Annotated in this window: 14 protein-coding genes; 8 read left to right on the top strand and 6 right to left on the bottom strand. The window is 60.2% G+C overall.

The window, feature by feature from the left end; translation table 11 throughout:
- Window positions 1-222 precede the first annotated feature (222 nt).
- Window positions 223-483 (bottom strand): accessory factor UbiK family protein, encoded by a 261-nt coding sequence (locus ASD36_RS19495; protein ID WP_037099438.1) that lies wholly within the window; start codon window positions 481-483, stop codon window positions 223-225.
- Between the two features lie 190 nt (window positions 484-673).
- Here ASD36_RS19495 and lgt point away from each other — a divergent pair, with 190 nt between their 5' ends.
- The 6 genes from lgt to ASD36_RS19465 all read left to right on the top strand — a co-directional run bounded on the left by lgt (window position 674) and on the right by ASD36_RS19465 (window position 6846).
- Entirely contained in the window at window positions 674-1519 is an 846-nt protein-coding gene (gene lgt, locus ASD36_RS19490; protein ID WP_082562843.1) for a prolipoprotein diacylglyceryl transferase, read from the top strand.
- 10 nt (window positions 1520-1529) lie between these two features.
- A complete protein-coding gene (locus ASD36_RS19485) occupies window positions 1530-2624 on the top strand; it encodes a class I SAM-dependent methyltransferase (protein WP_060505732.1) in 1095 nt (364 codons plus the stop codon).
- Window positions 2625-2782: 158 nt separating this feature from the next.
- Window positions 2783-3577: a peptidoglycan editing factor PgeF gene (gene pgeF, locus ASD36_RS19480; RefSeq protein ID WP_060505733.1), complete on the top strand. Its 795-nt coding sequence runs from the start codon at window positions 2783-2785 to the stop codon at window positions 3575-3577.
- A 1-nt stretch (window position 3578) separates the two neighbouring features.
- Window positions 3579-4730, top strand: a complete 1152-nt coding sequence (locus ASD36_RS19475) for a Xaa-Pro peptidase family protein (protein ID WP_060511748.1) — start codon at window positions 3579-3581, stop codon at window positions 4728-4730.
- An 87-nt stretch (window positions 4731-4817) separates the two neighbouring features.
- Entirely contained in the window at window positions 4818-5690 is an 873-nt protein-coding gene (locus ASD36_RS19470; protein WP_060506054.1) for a hypothetical protein, read from the top strand.
- Window positions 5691-5913: 223 nt separating this feature from the next.
- Window positions 5914-6846 (top strand): ribose-phosphate pyrophosphokinase, encoded by a 933-nt coding sequence (locus ASD36_RS19465; RefSeq protein WP_060505735.1) that lies wholly within the window; start codon window positions 5914-5916, stop codon window positions 6844-6846.
- Window positions 6847-6873: 27 nt separating this feature from the next.
- Here the strand turns inward: ASD36_RS19465 and ASD36_RS19460 are convergent, their stop codons facing one another.
- The 3 genes from ASD36_RS19460 to ASD36_RS19450 all read right to left on the bottom strand — a co-directional run bounded on the left by ASD36_RS19460 (window position 6874) and on the right by ASD36_RS19450 (window position 10012).
- Window positions 6874-7260, bottom strand: coding sequence for a DUF779 domain-containing protein (locus ASD36_RS19460; protein WP_060505736.1), 387 nt, complete (start codon window positions 7258-7260; stop codon window positions 6874-6876).
- Between the two features lie 127 nt (window positions 7261-7387).
- Window positions 7388-8896: an aldehyde dehydrogenase gene (gene adh / locus ASD36_RS19455; RefSeq protein ID WP_060505737.1), complete on the bottom strand. Its 1509-nt coding sequence runs from the start codon at window positions 8894-8896 to the stop codon at window positions 7388-7390.
- 168 nt (window positions 8897-9064) lie between these two features.
- Entirely contained in the window at window positions 9065-10012 is a 948-nt protein-coding gene (locus ASD36_RS19450) for a helix-turn-helix domain-containing protein (protein WP_060505738.1), read from the bottom strand.
- 197 nt (window positions 10013-10209) lie between these two features.
- On the opposite strand from ASD36_RS19450, the gene ASD36_RS19445 reads away from it, so the two are divergent.
- Window positions 10210-11394, top strand: coding sequence for a benzoate/H(+) symporter BenE family transporter (locus ASD36_RS19445; protein ID WP_060505739.1), 1185 nt, complete (start codon window positions 10210-10212; stop codon window positions 11392-11394).
- Between the two features lie 9 nt (window positions 11395-11403).
- Here the strand turns inward: ASD36_RS19445 and ASD36_RS19440 are convergent, their stop codons facing one another.
- Both ASD36_RS19440 and ASD36_RS19435 read right to left on the bottom strand, forming a co-directional pair.
- Window positions 11404-13500, bottom strand: coding sequence for a bifunctional diguanylate cyclase/phosphodiesterase (locus ASD36_RS19440; RefSeq protein WP_060505740.1), 2097 nt, complete (start codon window positions 13498-13500; stop codon window positions 11404-11406).
- A gap of 273 nt (window positions 13501-13773) precedes the next feature.
- On the bottom strand, window positions 13774-15861 hold the full coding sequence (locus ASD36_RS19435; protein WP_060505741.1) for a bifunctional diguanylate cyclase/phosphodiesterase: 2088 nt from the start codon (window positions 15859-15861) through the stop codon (window positions 13774-13776).
- Between the two features lie 343 nt (window positions 15862-16204).
- On the opposite strand from ASD36_RS19435, the gene ASD36_RS19430 reads away from it, so the two are divergent.
- On the top strand, window positions 16205-16807 hold the full coding sequence (locus ASD36_RS19430; RefSeq protein WP_060505742.1) for a 50S ribosomal protein L25/general stress protein Ctc: 603 nt from the start codon (window positions 16205-16207) through the stop codon (window positions 16805-16807).
- The last annotated feature ends 94 nt before the right edge of the window (window positions 16808-16901 follow it).

The raw sequence follows: 16901 nt of genomic DNA, 5'->3' as shown, positions 1-16901 counted from the left end.
AAATAGCGCCGGCGCTTGTGGATAGGCTCTCTTAAATTGATTCAGCACCCGTTCTTAAATGACTCTGCCATAAGCGTTTTTCGGCAGTGTCCACAGGGTGAAAGATTTATGAAAAAGGCGGCGCGTTTGCATCTGAAAAAGAACGGCTTGTACCGTCCCGGGACACCTGCCCCGCAAACCGGTCACGCGGCGGCGCAGCACACGCCACCGCGTTGATTCTGCTTATTTGCCGGCGTCTGCCAGACGCGCTTCAAGCGCTGCGATGCGGGCGAGCAGCGCATCGTTTTCATCCCGCGCCTTGAGCGCCATTTCACGCACGGCCTCGAACTCCTCGCGCTTGACGATATCCATGGAGTTGAGCAGCCGTTCGCCCTGGGCGCGAAACACCGTTTCCATTTCCTTGCGGACCCCCTGGGCTGCGCCCGCCGCGTCCGTCATCAACTTGGCAAAATCATCCAGAATGCGGTTTGCGCCTGTGCTCATCGTCTTGGTCTCCGGTCCTTGGCATCCATTGCCCGCCAGCGCGGGCCTATAGAAAGGAGGTAGGAGCACATGCTGACCGATGCAAGGAAAAATACCGGGGATGTCAGGCTTTCGTGAACGCAGCTTGCCTTGACCCTGCCTTGCCGCAGGGCCATGTTCCGGCAAACAACGATGGAAATGAAGCAAGACCTTGGAAACAATAGCGACACTCTTCTCGATCATGCCTTTTCCGGAAATCGATCCGGTCCTCATTTCCATTGGTCCTTTGCAGATCCACTGGTATGGCCTCGCCTATGTGGCGGGCATCCTGATCGGCTGGCAATATGCCCGCCGACTGGTCCGCAACACCACGCTCTGGGCCAACGGAACGCCGGCGGCGACCGAGGCACAGCTTGACGACTTCCTGCTCTGGGTTGCGGCGGGTATCGTCGGTGGCGGACGTATCGGCTATATCCTGTTCTACGACCTGCAGAGCGTAATCGCCAATCCTGTGCGGGCACTGGAAATCTGGAACGGCGGCATGTCCTTCCATGGCGGCCTGATCGGCACGATGATCGCCATGATCCTGTTTGCCAAGCGCCACAAGATCGTCATCTGGAGCCTGTTCGACATCGTCTCTGCGGTGGTGCCGATCGGTCTGTTCTTTGGCCGCATCGCCAATTTCATCAATGCCGAACTCTGGGGCCGGCTATCGTCAGCCCCTTGGGCAGTTATCTTTCCGACCGGCGGTCCTTTCGCCCGTCACCCGAGCCAGCTCTATGAAGCCGGGCTCGAAGGCCTTGTGCTGCTGACCGTACTTGCCGTCATGATTTACTACCGCAAGGCGCTGAAGACGCCTGGCCTGGTTTGCGGCGTGTTCGTCACCGGCTACGGTCTGGCGCGTATCTTCGTGGAGTTCTTCCGTGAACCCGACGCACAACTCGGCTACCTGCTGGGCGGCTGGCTGACCATGGGCATGCTTCTATCGATACCGATGGTGCTGATCGGCCTCTGGGCCATCCTGCGGGCACGCCGTGCCAGCGCCGTCACAGCCTGATGGGGTTTTCATGACGACCCCGCTTGCAGAAAAGATCAAGGCACTCATTCTGGCGCACGGGCCGATCAGCGTCACCGATTACTTTTCGCTCTGCCTGGCAGATCCGGACCATGGTTATTACAGGACGCGCGAGCCCTTCGGCCAGTCCGGCGATTTCATCACGGCACCCGAGATCAGCCAGTTGTTCGGCGAGATGATCGGCATTTTCCTTGTCCAGGCCTGGCAACGGCACGGAGAACCGGTTCCGGTCAATATTGCCGAGATCGGCCCCGGCCGCGGCACGATGATGGCCGATATCCTGCGCGTCGTCGCCAAGCTGTCGCCCGCGCTCTATGACGCGGCGAGCGTCCATCTGGTGGAGACCAGTGAGCGGTTGCAGAAGGTCCAACAGCAGACGCTGATCGCCCACAAGTTCAAGATTTCCTGGCACGACAGTTTCGATAGGCTGCCGGGCGGCTTTCTGCTTTTGGCTGCCAACGAACTGTTCGACGCCATCCCCATCCGCCAGTTCGTCAAAACGGCACAGGGGTTCAGGGAGCGTCTTGTCGGCCTTGATGCGCAGGGAGAACTGACGTTTGCGGCCGGCGTAGCCAGTATCGATCCTGACATGCTTCCGTCCTCAGGCCCTGCAGCGCCACTCGGAGCGGTGTTTGAAGTCGCCCCTGCCCGCGATGCGGTGATGGCAACGCTCAGCGAGCGCATCCGTACCCATGGCGGAACAGCCGTGATCATTGACTACGGCCATATGGCAACTGGTCTCGGGGACACGCTGCAGGCCGTGCGCAGCCATCAGTTCGATCCGCCACTTGCCCACCCCGGCGAGGCCGATATCACCAGCCATGTCGATTTCGAGCAACTGGCCCGGCGTGCAGTCGCCGAAGGCTTGCAAATCAACGGGCTGACCTATCAGGGCGATTTTCTGATCGCGCTTGGCCTGGCCGAACGCGCCGCCGCCATTGGCCGAAACAAGAGCCCCGAAACCCAGGAAAACATCCGGGCCGACGCCGAACGGCTGGCTGGAGCTGGCGAAGGAAAAATGGGCGAATTGTTCAAGGTTCTCGCTGTCAGCAGCCCGAATGTAGCCCTCGTGCCTTTTCAGAAATAGCAGCTACAAAGACATGGCGGCGACGCCGGCTGTCGTTTCGATGGATTGACAGAGACCGTCCCTAAAGGCCAACATCCGGCCAAATCACCCGGGCTGACACAGCCGAGACGCCCGGAAAACCAACCGCATCGCAGCATATCGAAAAGGCAAAACAACCGATGAAGGATGATGCCTTGCTATCGCCTGTGCAAAGCCCGCTTCTCTCTTCAACAGCGGGAAACGCCATCAGACATGGCTACTTCACCCGCGAAGGCGGCGTTTCGGACGGCATCTACCGAGGCCTGAATGTCGGGCTTGGATCCCGGGACGAGCGCAGCCGTGTCGAAGAAAATCGCGCCCGCGTCAGCGCCTGGTTTGGTGCCCCACCAGAAAAACTGGCAACGGTGCATCAGGTTCATTCGCCAGACGCCGTGATCGTCAACGCCAGCTATGACGGCACGCGCGCTGAAGCCGACGCGCTGGTGACCGCGACGCCCGGCCTTGTCATCGGCGTCCTGTCGGCCGATTGCGGCCCGGTTCTGTTTGCCGACGCTGAGGCCGGCGTGATTGGTGCCGCCCATGCCGGCTGGAAGGGGGCGCTGACCGGCGTGCTCGAAAGTACCATCGAGGCGATGATTTCTTTGGGGGCGCGCCGCGAGCGTATCGCCGCAAGTCTCGGCCCTTCGATCAGCCGCCGGAATTACGAGGTTGGCACCGAATTCGTCGAACGCTTTCTGGAGAAAGATCCCGCCTACGCCGTCTTCTTTACGCCATCCACCCGCGAGGGCCACGCCATGTTCGATCTGCCGGGGCTGACCACCAGGCGGTTGACGGATGCCGGCGTCATCGCAGAAAACCTCGATCTTTGCACCTATGCGGATGAGGAACGCTTCTTTTCCTACCGCCGCACGACGCATCGCAGCGAGCCGGATTACGGCCGGCAAATTTCTGCAATATCCATACGGGAGGCATGACATGGCACTGCATTTCACGCAGGACGAATTTTCAGCGCGGCTGGAACGGCTGACGGCCAGGATGAAGGAAGAAAAGCTGGCTGCCATGCTGCTGTTTGCGCAGGAAAGCATGTATTGGCTGACCGGCTACGACACGTTCGGCTACTGCTTTTTCCAGACGCTGGTGGTGAAAGCCGACGGCTCGATGGTGCTTTTGACCCGTTCGGCCGATCTGCGCCAGGCCAAGCACACCTCCAATATCGAGCGCGTCGAGGTCTGGGTCGACCGGGTCAACGCCGACCCGACGATGGACCTGAAAAACCTGCTGAGCGACCTCGACCTGCTCGGAGCCCGGATCGGCATAGAATATGACACCCATGGCATGACCGGCCGCATTGCCCGGCTGCTCGATCAGCAGCTGACGAGTTTCGGCGAACTGGTCGATGCCTCGTTGCTGGTCAGCCGCCTGCGCCTGATCAAGAGCCCCGCCGAGATCGCCTATGTCGAAAAGGCCGCAAGCCTTGCCGACGACGCGCTGGATGCCGCCATTCCGCTGATCCATGCAGGCGGCAGCGAAGCCGCTATCCTGGCCGCCATGCAGGGCGCAGTCTTTGCCGGCGGTGGCGACTATCCCGCCAACGAATTCATCATCGGCTCCGGCGCCGATGCCCTGCTTTGCCGCTACAAGGCCGGCCGCCGTACACTGGACGCACAGGACCAGTTGACGCTGGAATGGGCGGGTGTCAGCGCCCACTATCATGCCGCGATGATGCGCACCGTCGTTGTCGGAGAGCCGACCAACCGTCACCGCGAGCTCTACAGCGCCTGCCGCGACACCATCCAGGCCATCGAGATGGTGCTTCGTCCCGGCAACACGTTCGGCACCGTTTTCGACGTTCATTCGAAGATCATGGACGAACGCGGCCTGACACGGCACCGGCTGAACGCCTGCGGCTACTCGCTTGGCGCCCGATTCTCACCCTCCTGGATGGAGCATCAGATGTTCCACATGGGCAATCCACAGGAGATCGCACCCGACATGTCCCTGTTCGTCCACATGATCATCATGGACTCAGACAGCGGCACGGCCATGACGCTGGGCCAGACTTACCTCACCACAGACGGCGCGCCCAAGGCATTGTCGCGCTATGGACTGGACTTCATCTCTGCTTAGGAAAATTGATCTATCGTCCCTTTGAACGGCGGAAAGAAGGTGGGGGCCTTCGCCTATTCCGTCACCGACGAACCGGACGGTAGGACGATGCACAAGCGGATCATGCTTCTTGCGAGCCTTGGAATGATTGTGGCCCTGACGGGCTGCAACAGCATGGACGATCTCACCCCGCAGGTCGATGTTGGCGCAGGCACCTTCCGCTCGCCGCCGGTCAACCAGTCCGATCTCGATTCCATGCAGACGGTTGACGTTACGCCACAGGCGTCCACGCCGGTGCAAAGCGCGCAACTGGCCTCGCCGGAACAGGAGGGCTTTTCGGAAGGCCCAAGCGGCACGGTGATGGCGCAGGGCGATGTCGACTATACCGATCCGGCCGGGTCGCTGGATGCACAGGCCAACCGTTTGCAGCAAGGCCAGATTCCGGCACAGGAACAGCAGGTCAGCCGCAGATCAATTGCTACCGGGCAGGCTGAGACATCGCAGGACGATGGCGCCACACGAAACGACCAGCCCACAGAGCCCGAACAGCAGGTTGCCGAGCAGGAACCACAAGCCCAGCAGCCGCAGAAGGCGGCAGCGATCGCCCCTGCGGCAGCGGGCACCATCCGCTTCCTGCCGATCATCGGTGCGCCGGTGGAGGTCGTCACGCCGCTCTCCAAACAGCTCGGCAGCGAGGCCCGCTCGCACGGCCTGACGATCAAGGCCGCATCCGACACCAGCAGCCAGCATATCCTGAAAGGCTATTTCTCGGCACTGAACGACGGCGGCAAGACGACTGTGGTCTATGTCTGGGACGTACTGGATGGCGCCGGCAACCGGCTGCACCGCATCCAGGGGCAGGACACGGTGAATGCCACGGCCGCCAATCTCTGGTCCGCCGTCCCGCCGCAGACGATGCAGGCGATCGCCACCAAGACCATCAACGAATATCTCAGCTGGCGTGACAGCAACGCCGGTTGACAAGCGGCGGGATGGAAAATCCGTTGGTGTGAGGCGAAATATCCTCACTTCACCACGTTTGAGCAAATCTTTTTAGGATAAACTACGCTGCAACGCGGCAATCCTCTTGCATTCGAAGTCAAGCGCGTTATGAAGCGCGCATAAGCTTGGGACGATCGAGACCCAGGCTGGCTTACGGAATTTGCGCGTAATAAATATTCGCGCCAGCACAGGCGGACCATCGATGAAGGTTTTCGCAGGCAACTCGAACCGGCTCCTGGCCGAAGCGATCTGCAATTATCTCAACCTGCCCCTGGGCAAAGCGACCGTCAGACGGTTTGCCGACCAGGAAATCTTCGTGGAAATACAGGAGAACGTGCGCGGCGAAGATGTCTTCGTTGTCCAGTCGACCTCGTTTCCGACCAATGACCACCTGATGGAACTGCTGATCATGATCGATGCCATGCGCCGATCTTCAGCCCGCCGCATCACCGCCGTCATTCCCTATTTCGGCTATGCCCGCCAGGACCGCAAACCCGGCCCGCGCACGCCGATTTCGGCCAAGCTGGTCGCCAACCTGATCACCGAAGCCGGCGCCGACCGCGTTCTGACACTCGATCTGCATGCAGGCCAGATCCAGGGCTTCTTCGACATCCCGACAGACAACCTCTACGCCGTGCCGATCCTGTCGCGTGACGTAAAGGAACATTACAATCTTGAAAACGTCATGGTCGTTTCGCCCGACGTCGGCGGCGTGGTCCGCGCCCGGGCGCTGGCCAAGCGTCTCGACTGCCAGCTGGCGATCGTTGACAAGCGCCGCGAACGCGCCGGCGAATCCGAAGTCATGAACGTCATCGGTGACGTGACCGGCAAGGACTGTCTGCTGATCGACGATATCGTTGATTCCGGCGGCACGCTCTGCAACGCCGCAGAAGCACTTTTGAAGAACGGCGCCACCAGCGTCACGGCCTATATCACCCACGGCGTTCTGTCCGGCGGTGCTGTCGCCCGTGTCACGTCGTCGAAGCTGAAGGAACTGGTGATCACCGACACGATCCAGCCAACCACGGCGGTCCAATCGGCCCACAATATCCGCGTCATCTCGACATCCAGCCTTATCGGCGAAGCGATCAACCGCACCAGCCAGGAAGAATCGGTCTCCAGCCTGTTCGATTGATCCGCTCAATCGGCGGCATGGCCGGCGCTATGCTCTTTTGACAATCGGAATGGCGCAGGCCTCGCCGCCTGCGAACAGCCGCGACCTGGTGAGAAACCGGCGCTCGCGGCCATTGTCGAGCGAGAACATGCCGCCCCTGCCCGGCACGACGTCGATGATCAGTTGTGTGTGCTTCCAGACCTCGAACTGGCTGGCGCTGATATAGACCGGCACGCCGCCAATCTCTCCCAGCTTGATATCGTTATCGCCGACAATGTAGTCGTCGGCGGGATAACACATCGGCGACGAACCGTCGCAACAGCCACCGGACTGATGAAACAGCACATCGGGATGATCCTGACGGATCTCCTTAAGGAACGCCAGTGCCGCGTCGGTGGCAAGCACCCGTGGTTCGCCCTTGATGGTGTCTGTCATGAGTTTCCTTCCGAGTTAATCCCCTCTCCCCGCCTACGGGGAGAGGGTTAGGATGAGGGGCAAGCTCAAGTGGCCCCTCATCCGCCCTTCGGGCACCTTCTCCCCGCTAGCGGGGAGAAGGAAAAAATCAAAAGAAACCCAACGCCTTGGGGCTGTAGCTCACCAGCATGTTCTTAGTCTGCTGGTAGTGGTCGAGCATCATCTTGTGGGTTTCGCGGCCGATGCCGGACTGCTTGTAGCCGCCAAAAGCAGCACCCGCCGGGTAGGCATGGTAGCAATTGGTCCAGACGCGGCCGGCCTGGATGTTGCGGCCGAAATTATAGCAGCGGTTGGCATCGCGGCTCCAGACGCCAGAACCGAGGCCATAGAGCGTGTCGTTGGCGATTTCCAGCGCTTCCTCGTCAGTCTTAAAGGTTGTCACCGACACGACCGGCCCGAAGATTTCCTCCTGGAACACGCGCATCTTGTTGTGGCCCTTGAACACCGTCGGCTTGACGTAGAAGCCACCGGCAAATTCACCCTCCAGATTGTTACGCTCGCCGCCGATCAAGACCTCGGCACCTTCCTGGCGGCCGATATCCATGTAGGACAGGATCTTTTCTAGTTGTTCGCTGGACGCCTGGGCGCCTATCATCGTCGACATGTCGAGCGGGTTGCCCTGCTTGATAGCAGCGACACGCGCAATGGCCTTTTCCATGAAGCGATCGTAAATCTTTTCATGCACCAGCGCACGGCTTGGGCATGTGCAGACTTCTCCCTGGTTGAGCGCGAACATTGCAAAGCCTTCGAGCGCCTTGTCGAGATAATCGTCGTCCTCGCGCATGACGTCTTCGAAGAAGATGTTCGGCGACTTGCCGCCGAGTTCCAGCGTCACCGGGATGAGATTCTGGCTGGCGTACTGCATGATCAGCCGGCCGGTCGAGGTTTCGCCGGTAAATGCCACCTTGTTGATGCGGGGGTTGGTCGCAAGCGGCTTGCCGGCCTCAAGACCAAAGCCGTTGACGATGTTGAGCACGCCCGGCGGCAGGAGATCACCGACGAGTTCGATCCAGACGAGGATCGAGGCCGGTGTCTGTTCGGCCGGCTTCAGGATCACGCAATTGCCTGCAGCAAGCGCCGGCGCAAGCTTCCACGCAGCCATCAGGATCGGGAAATTCCACGGAATGATCTGGCCGACGACGCCAAGCGGCTCATGGAAATGATAGGCGACGGTGTCGTGGTCGATCTCACCGATAGAGCCTTCCTGGGCGCGGACGCAGGACGCGAAATAGCGGAAATGGTCGATGGCGAGCGGCATGTCTGCTGCCATCGTTTCACGCAGCGGCTTGCCGTTGTCCCAAGTCTCGGCCCTTGCCAGAAGCTCGATATTGTCTTCCATTCGCTGGGCGATTTTCATCAGGATATTGGCGCGCTCCGTCGAGGATGTGCGGCCCCACTTTTCCTTGGCGGCATGGGCAGCATCCAGTGCCAGTTCGATATCAGAAGCCTCTGAACGGGCGATCTGGCACAACACCCCGCCGGTGACCGGGGTCGTGTTGTCGAAATAGCGGCCGCTGACCGGCTCGCGCCAATCGCCACCGATGTAGTTGCCATATTTCTGCTTGAACGGATTTTCGACGATCTTCTGATGCAACATGTAATTTCTCCTCCTGAAACAGACTCCAACATCTGCTGGGAGGAAATGTGCGCCGGAACTTTCGGAACGCGTAGGGGCGCAATGCCTGCGCCTGACCACAAGTGTTTCAGATGTGCGACAGGTGAATTACAGCAAACATGCTGCAGCGCGGCAACCAGCACCGCGCCATCAGTTGACCGACAGTTTCTTCATCTTTCGGTAAAGCGTCGCCCGGCTGATCCCCAGCGTACCAGCCGCCAAGGACACATTGCCGTGCGCTCTCGACAAGACGCGGCGAAGCGCGGCGCGCTCGGCATCGAGGAGATCCTCCCCCTGCCCCGCCGGAGCCTCGTTCAACAGGTCGGCGGCCGGAATGCCATTGGCAATGCGCCTGTCGTCGAGATTGAGCTTCAACCGGGCGGCACGGGTAGCGCCGAGTACAAGATCGTCTCGGTCGATGGCGATGAGCGCCGGGCTGCTCTTGTTGTCGGCCGGCACAAAAAGAATACGCGCGCCGTTGAAGGCGCGATGGAACAGATTGGCTTCGATACGGGCGGCGGAGTCACGGACGGCCTGCGACAACAACAGCATGGCCATTTCGCCGGCATCGTCGCGGCAGGTGGAGATATCGATGGCGGCAGCGACCCTTCCCAGATGATCGCGGATGGGGGCAGTCACACACGAGAGGCCGGTATTGCAGCTCAAGAAATGCTGGTCACGCTGGATGACGACGGCGCGCTCGTCGGCGATTGCCGTACCGATGCCATTGGTGCCGACGCTCGCCTCGCTCCACACCGTGCCGGACCAGAGGCCCAGCCCGCGAAAGTCGTGGTCGTCGCCCGGCGCGCCGCGGCGTTCGAGTGCAATGCCGTTCTCGTCGGTCAACAGGAGGCAGCATCCCGCCTTGCCGACCGTCGAAAACAGCCGGTCCAGTTCCGCTTGCGCTTCCTCGATCAGGTGCCCGGATTTTTCCCGCGCCGCACGGAACTCCTGTTCCGACAGCCTGAGCGGTGAGCGGACATCTTCGGGAGACAATCCATGCACGGTCAGGCAGCGGCGCCAGGAAGCGGCGACAGGCGAACTGGCAGCGGCCGACACATGGTGCGCAACGGCTTGAACATGATCCGAATGTTTCACCGGCTCTCCTCCCTGAGGGCTGACGCGAACCTCACCATAGATTTAGTGACAGTAAAACGTCCAGTTGAACAAAGGTCAAAGATAAAACGGCCGTGACCCGAAATATCGGCCAGGGCAAGCACATGGTATTGCACGAACATGACGATATGATAGGCGAATCTGTCTTCAAGACACGTCCTACAGCCAGGTCCCAGACAATGCTTCGAGACTTCTCCCTTCAGAGCCTGTTCATGGGCCTGCTCACTGCCTTCGTTGGATTTGCAAGTTCCTTTGCCGTCGTACTGCACGGGCTGACGGGCGTCGGCGCGACCGAGGCGCAGGCCGCTTCCGGGCTGATGGCACTATCGGTATCGATGGGACTGTGTGCGATCGTACTCAGCCTTTCGACGCGACTACCGGTAAGCATAGCCTGGTCGACGCCGGGCGCCGCACTGCTTGCGAGTTCGGGTGCCGTGGCGGGCGGGTTCAACACCGCAGTCGGCGGGTTCCTGATTTGCGGCGCGCTAATCGTCGTGGCGGGACTATGGAAACCGCTGGGCCGCGCCGTTGCGGCAATCCCGGCGGCGCTGGCCAACGCGATGCTCGCGGGGGTTCTGATCGGGCTGTGCTTTGCGCCGGTCAAGGCGATTGCCTTCAATCCGCTGCTCGGCTTGCCCATCGCCGCCGCCTGGGTGATCGTCGGCAGCATCAACCGGCTGTTTGCAGTGCCGGCGGCACTTCTGGCGTTCGTGCTGGTGCTCGCCTTCGGGGTCGATATGCCTGCCGATGCAATGACACGGCTTTCGGCAACGCTGGTTCCGCATGTCGAGTGGGTCACGCCAGCGTTTACCGTCGCCGGCTTCGTCAGCATCGCGCTGCCGCTGTTCATCGTCACCATGGCATCCCAGAATATTCCGGGCATCGCCGTCTTGAAGGTCAACGGCTACGAACCGCAGCCCGGCCCGCTGTTTGCAACAACCGGTGTCTTCTCGATCCTGAGCGCGCCGTTCGGTGGTCATGCGGTCAATCTGGCTGCGATCACCGCTGCGATGTGTGCCGGCGAGGACGCGCATCACGATCCGGCCCGGCGTTACTGGTCGTCGATCGTCGCCGGTGCCGGTTACATCGTCTTCGGTCTCCTTGCGGCCACCGTGACGGCCTTCGTCAGCCTTGCCCCGCCGATCCTGATCCAGGCGGTGGCCGGCCTTGCCTTGATCAGTGCCTTTGCTGGATCGGCCATGGCCGCGTTCAAGGAAGCGGACGGCCGTGAGGCCGCAGCTGTGACATTTCTGGTCACCGCGTCCGGTGTCAGTTTCGCCGGGGTTTCCGGTGCCTTCTGGGGCCTGATGGCCGGCGGTCTGATGCTTGCCCTTGCCCGCTTCACCAAGTCCCGCAAACGCTGACTCAACCGGTCATCCAACGGCGGAACGCATGGGCAAGGTTTCCGGTTCGATCCCGCCTGCCTGGTGACCGGGCAACTCACCGCATGGCGGCCTGTTCACAACATGACTGATCTCGCTCAGTGGCATCGGCCTGCCGAACAGGTAACCCTGCACCTGCGGGCAGCCTTCGTTCAGCAGGAAGTCCATATGCTCTTCGCATTCCACGCCTTCGGCCAGAACCGGAATGCCGAGACTGTCGGCAAGGATGATGGTCGAACGGACAATCGCCGCCGACTGACGACTGGTCGTCACGCCATCGATGAAGGCACGGTCGATCTTGATCTTGTCGAACGGAAAGTTCTGCAGGGTCGTCAGCGAGGAATAGCCGGTACCATAGTCGTCCATGGCGATCTTGACACCGAGCTGCTTCAGCTGCCGGATGATCCGTAGGGCATTTTGCTGGTCGGCGATGATGCCGGATTCAGTGATTTCCAGCTCCAGCCGGCAGGGTTCAAGACCCGTTTCCAGCAGGATCTCTTGCACCCGTGCCGCAAGGTTGACATTGGTGAGTTGGCCCGGCGCAACATTGACCGCGATCTTGAGCGGGTTCGTCCAGCACGCCGCCTGCTGACAGGCCGTGCGCAAGACCCAATCCCCCAGCTCGTGAATGAAGCCGTTACGGTCGGCGATCGGAATGAATTCCGCGGGCGGCACCATGCCCCGGACCGGGTGATGCCAGCGCAGCAGAACTTCAAAGCCGATGACGTCGCGCGTCAAAGAGTTGTTCTGGTATTGGTAGTAGAGCTCGAATTCGTTGCGCTCGATGCCCTGGCGCATGTCCATTGCAAGCGCACTGCGGTCCCGGGCGGCATCATCCATCGCCGGCTCGTAGCGTCGAACGGCATTCGACCCCACGGCCTTGGCGCGGTACATGGCGAGATCCGCCTGCGCCAGAAGCGCCTGCGGCGTGCGTGCGTCGGCGGGATAATGGGAAATTCCGACGCTCGTGCCGACCTGCAGCTTCTTCCCTTCCCATTCGACCGGCTGAATTATCGCCTCGACAAGCCTCGACGCGAAGGCGGTGGCATCGTCATACCGGGCCAGATTACTGGACAGGGCAACGAACTCGTCGCCGCCCATGCGTGCGATGAATTCCCCTTTGCCCAGCACTTTTGACATCCGCCCGGCCACACCCTGCAGGACGGCATCGCCGGCCGCATGCCCGTGCACGTCGTTGACATCCTTGAAACGATCAAGGTCAAAGGACAGGACGGCGATGCCGGCCGTGCCGTCCTTGTGACGGTCGATGATCTCCTGAAGCTTCTCCCCGAGAGCGACGCGGTTTGGCAATCCCGTCAACGGGTCGTGAAGCGACAGATGACGGAACCGCTCCGCCGCTCCCCGCGTCGATTGCAGATCGATGGCATAGGTCGATGCGCCGAGCGCCAGCATCAGGCCGATAATGGCGACCACGACCGTCAGCAGGCTTTCGGGGATCATGTCATTCGAGGTAACGATGAGCGAATCCGGAATGATCGTGATCGCACTCATCCCGGTAAAATGCATGGTGGTGATCGCCAGGACCAGGGCGAGAATACCCGCGTATTGACGGGCCGGTGCCCCCGGCCTTGCGATCAGGCTCATGGCGACAGCGCCGAAGCCGATGCCAAGGAACACGGACGCCGCGTAGTGGCTCTGATCCCACTCCAGCCTGCCGGCAATCTGGTAACCGGCCATGCCGGTATAATGCATGATGGCGATCCCTGCTCCGACCACGCAGCCGCCGAATTCGATGACAATACTGGGCCTGCCTGCCGCCGTGATCAGAAATCCCATAATTGTGATGACGATTGCAGCAGCCAGCGATGCCATCGTCAGCATCGGCTCATAGGCATGCGCCAAGGGTGGATTGAAACTCAGCATCGCAATGAAATGCGTCATCCAGATCGTCGAGCCACCGACGACCCCGCTCATAAACAGCCAGTTCAACTTCTGCATCCCGGCGCTGCGCTGAACGCGAACATAAAGGCGGACGGTCAGGATCGACCCCAGGACGCAAACAAGGGCGGCAAGCGCGAGAAGTCCGTAGCTATGGTCGGTGGCTATACAGGAAAGAACCTTGAGCATTGACACCACCCGTACTGATACGGATGGAATCGTCTCACGCAACCACTAATAATCATTGAATGACATTATTCTAACTGACCAACTCGGGATGTCGGACATGCGTTCAAAAGCAATGCGGGAGAAACCCTGCTTCCGGCGACGGTTCTGTCAGTTGCGTAGGCTTAATGCTGGAATCAGAAAAACAACCAGTAAGTGTATTCCTGATGCGCTCAGTCCGCGCCGCTGAACAGCTCCACCTGCGGCCGCGCGATTGGGGCGCGGACGACTGGTACATCATGCGGCGACGGCGTTGCCTCCGTCCGTTTCGGATTCCGCGCCGGCCGCCGAGCGGTCAGCACTGATCGCGTTGACAACATGCTCGATCTCGCTGAGCGGCATCGGTTTGCCAAACAGGTATCCCTGCACCTGCAGGCAGCCTTCGCTGCGCAGGAAGTCCATGTGTTCCTCGTTCTCCACCCCTTCCGCCAGTACCGGAATATCCAGGCTCTGGGCGAGAATGATGGTCGAGCGCACGATCGCGGCAGAGTGGCGGTTGCTGGTGACGCCATCGATGAAGGCGCGATCGATCTTGATCTTGTCGAACGGGAAGTTCTGAAGCGTCGAGAGCGACGAATAGCCGGTCCCATAATCGTCCATGGCGATCTTGACGCCAAGCTGCTTCAACTGGCGGATGATGTGAAGCGCGTGCTGCTGGTCGGCGATGATGCCCGATTCGGTGATTTCCAGTTCGAGGCGGGCGGCATCAAGGCCGGTTTCCTCCAGGATTTCGCTTACCCGGTTGGGGAAGTTCGTATCGGCCAACTGAGCCGGCGCGACGTTGACGGCAATCTTGATCGGATTGTCCCAGGAGGCCGCCTGGCGGCAAGCCGTCAACAGCACCCAGTCACCGAGTTCGTGAATAAAGCCGTTCTTCTCGGCGATCGGAATGAATTCCGTCGGCGGCACCATACCGCGCACCGGATGCTTCCAGCGCAACAGGACCTCAAAACCGATGACGTCGCGCGTCAGCGAGTTGTTCTGATACTGATAATAGAGTTCGAACTCGTTGCGCTCGATGCCATCACGCATGTCCATGGCAAGGACGCTTCGGCTGCGCGCGGCATCGTCCATCGAGGGCTCGTAGAGACGGATTGAATTCGAGCCGGCCGCTTTGGCCCGGTACATGGCCAGATCCGCCTGTGCCAAAAGCTCTTCTGGCGTGCGTGCATCGACGGGAAACAGCGAGATACCGACACTGCTGCCAACCAAAAGCGTCTTGCCCTGCCATTCGACGGGTTTGCCGATTTCGGCGATCAACCGCGCTGCAAAGGTCTTTGCTTCGCTTTTCATGAAGAAATTGGAGGTCAGCGCCACGAATTCGTCGCCGCCGATGCGGGCAACATATTCTCCCTCCCCCAGAACGCTGGCCATCCGCTCGGAAATCGTCCGCAGGACAGCATCACCGGCCGCATGACCGTGAACGTCGTTGACGTCCTTGAAACGGTCCAGATCGAAGGACAGGACTGCAACACGCGACGTGTCGTCCTTCTGCCGCCGGATGATCTCTTCGAGATGTTCGCCAAAGGCGACCCGGTTCGGCAGGGCCGTCAACGGATCGTGCAGTGACAGGTGGCGGAAACGTTCGGCTGCGACCTGGCTGGAATGAAGGTCGATGACATAGGTCGATGCACCAAGCCCCAGCATCAGGCACATCATCACCATGACCATGACGAGCAGAAGGTTATCGGGAATAAGCGCTGCCGACGGCTGGATCATCGGATCAGGAATGATGGTGACCGCTGCCATACCGGTGAAATGCATGCTGACGATCGCCAGGATCAGCGCGACGACACCACCATATTTGCAAAATCGGGTGGCCGGGCGGGCAATCCGGCTGGTAGCAAGAGCGCCGAAGCTGACACCCAGAATGATCGAGGCAGCATAGTAGCTGTAATCCCACTCCATCCGCCCGGCGATCTGGTAGGCCATCATGCCCATGTAGTGCATGATGGCGATGCCCGCACCGACAATCGCGCCGCCAAGCTCGATGGTCGGACCGGTCTTGCGCATGGCGGTGACGAAAAAGCCCAGTATCGTGATGCCGATCGCCGCGCCCAGGGAAGCCAGGGTCAGGATCGGTTCATAGGCATGTTCGAGCGTCGGCCTGAAGCTCAGCATGGCAATGAAGTGCGTGGTCCAGATCGTCGAACCGCCGATGACCCCTCCCATGAACAACCAGTTCAGCCGCTGCACGCCGACAGTGCGCCTGACACGGGCATAAAGCCGCATGGTCAGGACTGAACCCAAAATGCAGACGAGAGTTGCAAGCGACAGCAAACCGTAGTGATGATCTATGGCGATGCAGGAAAGAACCTTGAGCATGAAGCACCTGTTTTGAACGTGGCCGCAATCTGCCACGCAAGAACTAAGAGAGATTAACGCGGTTGGATTTTCATGATTTGACGGTTATCAAGTTCTGAAAAACATCCCGCTGTGCGTGCAACCGCGGTTGCATCGCCACTTCCAAGCGGATTTTTCGGCAAAACCGGGCTTTTGCCGGCAAAACCGGGCTTTGCTTGCAATTGCGGGCGTTCTCGGCTATGGACGCGCGTCCGCGCAGACACCCTTGGAGGCAAACGCGGATGAGGCGGTCAAACGTCTCGGTTCATCCTGTCTTTATAAATAAGCGGATGAGCTCTCCAAAAACACCAGAAAGGTTAAGACCATGAGCCACGCATCCTACGAGCTCAAGGCCGAAACGCGCGAACGGGTTGGTAAGGGGTCCTCCCGTGAACTTCGCCGCAACGGTCTTATTCCTGCAGTCATCTATGGTGACAAGCAGGCTCCGATTTCCATCGCCCTCTCTACGAAGGAAGTCACCCAGAAGATTCACGCCGGTGGTTTCATGACCACGATCGCCACGATCGACGTTGGCGGCGAGAAGATCCGCGTCCTGCCGAAGGACTACCAGCTGGATCCGGTCCGTGACTTCACCATGCATGTCGACTTCCTTCGCGTTTCGAAGGACAGCGTCGTTACCGTTGAAGTTCCGGTTCACTTCGTCAACGAAGAAAAGTCCCCGGGCCTCAAGATCGGCGGCGTTTTGAATATCGTTCGCCACGAAGTCGAACTGGTTGTTCCGGCCGACGACATTCCGGAATTCCTGACGGCCGACCTGTCGGGCCTGAAGATCGGCGACGGCATCCACATCTCGAACATCAAGCTTCCGAAGAACGCGTCGCCGGTTATCGCCGACCGCGACTTCACGATTGCGACCATCGCGCAGCCTGCTGGCGGCACGAAGGAAGAAGAAGTTGTAGCCGAGTAAAAATTCCGGCCTGACGGCCAGGATTGAAAGCCCGCTTCACCCCGTGAAGCGGGCTTTTTTGTTGCTTCGCTCGCCTCAAGGTTTTGCCTCCCGC

The organism is Rhizobium sp. Root1334 (assembly GCF_001426665.1).
GTDB lineage: Bacteria > Pseudomonadota > Alphaproteobacteria > Rhizobiales > Rhizobiaceae > Pararhizobium.
This window is presented reverse-complemented; position numbering and strand designations above follow the sequence as displayed.

Bases quoted from the DNA above. Each gene is read 5' to 3' on its own strand.
- ASD36_RS19465 (WP_060505735.1), top strand. From the start codon at position 5,914: ATGAAGGTTTTCGCAGGCAACTCGAACCGGCTCCTGGCCGAAGCGATC.
- ASD36_RS19475 (WP_060511748.1), top strand. From the start codon at position 3,579: ATGGCACTGCATTTCACGCAGGACGAATTTTCAGCGCGGCTGGAACGG.
- ASD36_RS19485 (WP_060505732.1), top strand. From the start codon at position 1,530: ATGACGACCCCGCTTGCAGAAAAGATCAAGGCACTCATTCTGGCGCAC.
- ASD36_RS19445 (WP_060505739.1), top strand. From the start codon at position 10,210: ATGCTTCGAGACTTCTCCCTTCAGAGCCTGTTCATGGGCCTGCTCACT.
- ASD36_RS19430 (WP_060505742.1), top strand. From the start codon at position 16,205: ATGAGCCACGCATCCTACGAGCTCAAGGCCGAAACGCGCGAACGGGTT.
- ASD36_RS19495 (WP_037099438.1), bottom strand. From the start codon at position 483: ATGAGCACAGGCGCAAACCGCATTCTGGATGATTTTGCCAAGTTGATG.
- ASD36_RS19440 (WP_060505740.1), bottom strand. From the start codon at position 13,500: ATGCTCAAGGTTCTTTCCTGTATAGCCACCGACCATAGCTACGGACTT.
- ASD36_RS19435 (WP_060505741.1), bottom strand. From the start codon at position 15,861: ATGCTCAAGGTTCTTTCCTGCATCGCCATAGATCATCACTACGGTTTG.
- adh (WP_060505737.1), bottom strand. From the start codon at position 8,896: ATGTTGCATCAGAAGATCGTCGAAAATCCGTTCAAGCAGAAATATGGC.
- ASD36_RS19460 (WP_060505736.1), bottom strand. From the start codon at position 7,260: ATGACAGACACCATCAAGGGCGAACCACGGGTGCTTGCCACCGACGCG.
- pgeF (WP_060505733.1), top strand. From the start codon at position 2,783: ATGAAGGATGATGCCTTGCTATCGCCTGTGCAAAGCCCGCTTCTCTCT.
- ASD36_RS19470 (WP_060506054.1), top strand. From the start codon at position 4,818: ATGCACAAGCGGATCATGCTTCTTGCGAGCCTTGGAATGATTGTGGCC.